The 4,156-nt window shown below is 66.8% G+C and carries 6 protein-coding genes; 4 read left to right on the plus strand and 2 right to left on the minus strand.

The features are described 5' to 3' along the window. The coding region (locus ACWGSR_RS37525) for a transposase (protein WP_453573911.1) at positions 1-113 on the minus strand (113 nt) is incomplete at its 3' end. 57 nt (positions 114-170) lie between these two features. Here ACWGSR_RS37525 and ACWGSR_RS37530 point away from each other — a divergent pair. The 4 genes from ACWGSR_RS37530 (at position 171) to ACWGSR_RS37545 (ending at position 3,142) form a co-directional block, all read left to right on the plus strand. Beyond that, the gene (locus ACWGSR_RS37530; protein WP_453573900.1) at positions 171-317 is read left to right on the plus strand and encodes a hypothetical protein; all 147 of its coding nucleotides are present in this window, start codon (positions 171-173) and stop codon (positions 315-317) included. Positions 318-705: 388 nt separating this feature from the next. Further along, on the plus strand, positions 706-849 hold the full coding sequence (locus ACWGSR_RS37535; RefSeq protein WP_453573902.1) for a hypothetical protein: 144 nt from the start codon (positions 706-708) through the stop codon (positions 847-849). A gap of 1,216 nt (positions 850-2,065) precedes the next feature. Next, positions 2,066-2,917, plus strand: coding sequence for an MFS transporter (locus tag ACWGSR_RS37540; RefSeq protein ID WP_453573905.1), 852 nt, complete (start codon positions 2,066-2,068; stop codon positions 2,915-2,917). Positions 2,918-2,980: 63 nt separating this feature from the next. Beyond that, entirely contained in the window at positions 2,981-3,142 is a 162-nt protein-coding gene (locus tag ACWGSR_RS37545) for a hypothetical protein (protein ID WP_453573908.1), read from the plus strand. Positions 3,143-3,243: 101 nt separating this feature from the next. Here the strand turns inward: ACWGSR_RS37545 and ACWGSR_RS37550 are convergent, their stop codons facing one another. Beyond that, positions 3,244-3,903, minus strand: coding sequence for a DNA alkylation repair protein (locus tag ACWGSR_RS37550; protein ID WP_453573914.1), 660 nt, complete (start codon positions 3,901-3,903; stop codon positions 3,244-3,246). Positions 3,904-4,156 lie beyond the last annotated feature (253 nt).

Here is a 4,156-nt window from a genome sequence, read left to right on the forward strand (position 1 = left end):
CCGTCGATCAACTGCCGCCGAGGCCAGACGGGCGGCCGCCCCGCCTTCGTCCCCTTCGGCAGCAGCGGCTCCAGCACCGCCCACTGCTCGTCCGTGAGATCTCCCCGACCCATGAACCGTGATCATCCACAACCAAAATCCACTTTTGATACACGGCCTAGGGCTACACCATGCGCGTCAGTGCCGCCCCCGCCACACACCGCCAGCCCCTCGCCCGCTGCCAGCTGCTCCACGGCGGCCAGGGCCTCCCCGCAGTTCCGGCCCAGCGCAAGGCCCGCCGCGAGTACGAGAACCGGATCAGCTCCCTCACGCCCTGACCATGATCGCTCTCAGCGCCAACCGCTATACCGGTGTTCCCCGAGGCCGACAACCTCCCATATGAGGATCCAGGCCCGCGCCCTGATCCAGGGAGATCACACCTTTCGCCGGTTGATCCCCCTAGTGTCCCTGACCCCGTTTCACCTGCGGAAACGAGAGGGCGAGTTCACCCGAAGCCGGAACGGGCTTGGCGTGGCAGGAGGTTCACCCGAACGGCTCCCGCGTGGGAACGCTCACACCGCTCCGGTATCCGATTCTCGGAGGGCCCGGCATGGCATAGGGTGTCGGGTAGATCACGTGCATGCGTGCTCGTCACTCGCGGAGTCGTGATGGCTCTTGCTCGAGGAGAGTCAATCCCGACCTCCTACGCGAGAGACGAGGTAGCCCATGAAGCGGGTCAAGGACTGGTTCAACAAGTACAAGCGCCTTCTGCTGATCACCCTCATCATCGTGATGGTGGCCCTGCTGAAGGGGGCCGCCACGGCGGCCGGCGCGGACATCTACGCGATGGTCCGCAGCATGTACAGCTGAAGCCCTGTCGGTGTCCTCTCCACTGACACCGCCTAGGGTCCAGATCCGGACAGTGCCCTGCAGGCTCGCGACCTGTGGGGCACTCGTCTTTTCCGAACCTCTTCAGCTGTCCATGCAGACGAGCAGCCGCACCCTCATCCGGGTACGACGAAGCAGCGGTTCCGGAGGGCAATAATTCCTTCCGACCCGCCGATTACTCGACGTCTCTGAGCCTAATAGGTGTGTCAAATAATGGCGACACACATAGCTGCATGTGGCTCAGTTCACCAGTCATGATTGCCATGACTACCACTCTGCGCCTGCTGGTTGACACGCCCGGCCCAGTCAAACCTGCTGGTCATCCGTCTCTTAGGCACCTGTGACTGCACTGCCGGGCAGGGTCGGCGGCGAGGCTGCGGAATCAGGTTCGATGCTGACTCCGAGGTAGTCAGACACTGCCGCCGTGGAGCCTGTCGCGTCAGCCAGCATGCCTGCCTGCTCAAAGGCACGGGACTGGACGAGCCTGATCTCAGCTCGCTGTCCTCCATGGCCCAGCCCACTTCAGCGAGGATGCGAAGGCCGGTCTCCAGGTACATGACGCTGGCCCCGACGGCCCGAGTGACCTGGTCGAGTACAGCGGGCCCGCCACCCGGCCCGGCCTCGCCCTCTCCCTCCGGCCGCCCGCCGTCCCACACGCCCGCAGTCCTTTGCCCGGTGCCACTCCGGCACGCTCCCGGCAGGCCTTGATCGGCGACTTCGCCCCGAAGGGCTGCGGCGACTACCCCGCAAGCCTTCTCGAAACCGACGGCACTCCCCTCATCTCCCCGTCCGTACGGTGATCACGGCCCGCTCGCACGGACTACCGCTCTACCTCTACCTCGACCTGTCGGTGCTGCACTTCCTCGAACTGTGCCGCACCGGCCATACCCCCGAGTCGGCCTCCCCTCGTACGCGGGGAGGGTCGAACCGCCGGGTGGAGAACGTACCGGTTCTGGGTGAGTCTGGAGAGGCGCCTGTTCAGGCATTTGGAGCGATCATGAGCACAGCCAGTCCTTCAGCGGGCACTACGGGGGGCACGCGACCAGAGCGACGGAACATGGTCCTGGTCGTGACGTGCCTGGCGCTCGGAACCGTCGTCGCGGCCATGGCTTCGCTAAACGTGGCCCTGCCGGACATAGCCCGGGAGACCCATGCCCGGCAGTCCCAGCTCTCGTGAATCATCGACGCCTACAGTCTTGTGTTCGCCTCCCTGCTGCTGCTGGCGGGCACCCTCGGCGACCGGTTCGGAAGGCGCAGGGCGCTGATCGGCGGTCTCGCGCTGTTCGCCGCTGCCTCCCTCAGTGCGACGTTCGCCGACAGCGCGACGGCCCTGATCGTCCTACGCGCGGTCATGGGCCTGTCCGCCGCCTTCGTGATGCCGGCGACTCTGTCGACGATCACCAGCACCTTCCCCAGCGAGGAGAGGGCGCGGGCGGTCAGCGTATGGGCTGCCGTGGCGGGCGCGAGCGCCGTCCTGGGACTTCTCGCCTCAGGAGCCGTGCTGGAGGCATGGTCGTGGCGCTCGGTTTTCTGGCTCAACGTCGTCCTCGCCGCGGTGGCCCTCATCGGCGCCGTCACACGCGTTCCGGAGTCGGCCCAGCACGGCAGGCGACCCGTCGACGCCGTGGGGGCATTGCTGACCGTGGCCGGCTTGGGGCTGCTGGTGTACTCGATCATTGAGGCGCCGAATCACGGCTGGGGCAGCGTCCGTACTCTCGTGGTGCTGGTCGGCTTCATCACGTGGGAACTGCGGCAGAGCCCATCCGCTCCTGGATCCGAGGCCGTTCCGACGCGTCCACCCTGTCGGCCGGATCGCTCTCGGTCAGCCGCACGCGAGGTCAGCGCCACACAGGAACCGGCCGCGATCACCGAGCACGGCCAGACGGTCGCGGTCCTGGTCAGACCCACCGATGCCCTCGAGTTGAAGGAACTGCGGGCCCTGGCCGCATACCGCGCGCCAGGCGCGGGACGAAAACGCCGGTGTCCCGCACAATGGGTCCCACCGCCGTATCTTCGGCGGAGCCGAGACATGAGCTACGAGATCATCTGAGAGCCCAAGGCCCTCGCCCAGGCCGAGCAGTTCGCCAAGGACGACCCCGCCGGAGTCCGGCAGGTGTTCACCGCCGTCGACCACCTCCCCGAGGAACCTCCTCCCGAGGGCGCGTTCGGCAGCATGGACGCCCTGCGCATCCACGTCGGCCGCTACCACGTGATGTACGAGATCAACGATCAGCAGATCCGGATCAGCATGATCCGCCTCGGCCGCCTGCACTGAACGGCGCACGAAGATGCCGGGCGGGCCGGAGCGGAACTCGCCGAGAGCGGCAGCCGACCAGGTGCGGTCCCCGAAGTGGAAGGCGCCGGCAGAGACCTTGTCTAGACATCGTGCTGTCGGCGCACCATTTCGTTGATCCAGACGGGCGCGAACGGCGAGGTGCACCCCGGTGACGTCGGGTAGTCCTTGAGCACTTCCAGGCGCTCGCCGATGTCGAGCGCGCGGGTGCGGTACTCGGCGTGCGTGATCCCGATCTGGGCGAGGCAGGTGTTCATCGCCCACTGCAGACGCCTGGGGGCGTCCTTCATCTGCTGCTCGATGATGTCGAGCAGCCTCGCGAGGTCGAGCCCTTCGGGCCTCTTCGTGACCCGTTCGGCGGTCAGTGCCCAACCGGCGCTCGCGACCACCGGGTCCGGATCGTCGAACCAGGCCGACCGCAGCTCTTCGGCGTGCGGGCTCTTCTTCACCACGTAGTTCACGAACCAGTCGTGCACCTTGGGGGTGCGTGCCTCGCGCACCATGGCATCCAGCTCGTCGTGTCCGAATGCCTTTGGACGGCAGATCAGGAGAGAGAGCAGACGCGCCGCACTGTCCCCTGTCTCCCAGAGCCCGCGTGCGAGTTCCTGCTGCGTCTTGAGCCGCTTGGCGAGGGCGCGCAGCTTGCCGAGGTTCACACCGTGGTCGTCACCGTGCTTCTCGTTCACCGCGCCGACCTTCGGGTCCTCGAGCGCGGCCAGCTCGGCCATCACCTCGGCGACCATCACCCCGGCCGACCCCGTCCGCTCCACTTCAGCCCCCCGTCCGTCCCGCTCACCGCGTGCAAGTTCCACCCTACGGCGCTGCTGGACGCGGGTGCCCTTGAGCAGCGCCAGCACTTCGTCCTCCTGGTCCTCCTCAACGTCGGGGAACATGTGGGCGCTAAGACGTCGTTTCTTATGGCGCTCTTGCGGTTATCGTGCCCGAGGGGGCCATCGTTGGGGTTGGGCAAGGGGTGGGGGATCGTGGACGAGGCGT

The organism is Streptomyces sp. NPDC055632 (genome assembly GCF_053618675.1).

Bases quoted from the DNA above. Each gene is read 5' to 3' on its own strand.
- ACWGSR_RS37530 (WP_453573900.1), top strand. From the start codon at position 171: ATGCGCGTCAGTGCCGCCCCCGCCACACACCGCCAGCCCCTCGCCCGC.
- ACWGSR_RS37535 (WP_453573902.1), top strand. From the start codon at position 706: ATGAAGCGGGTCAAGGACTGGTTCAACAAGTACAAGCGCCTTCTGCTG.
- ACWGSR_RS37550 (WP_453573914.1), bottom strand. From the start codon at position 3,903: ATGGTCGCCGAGGTGATGGCCGAGCTGGCCGCGCTCGAGGACCCGAAG.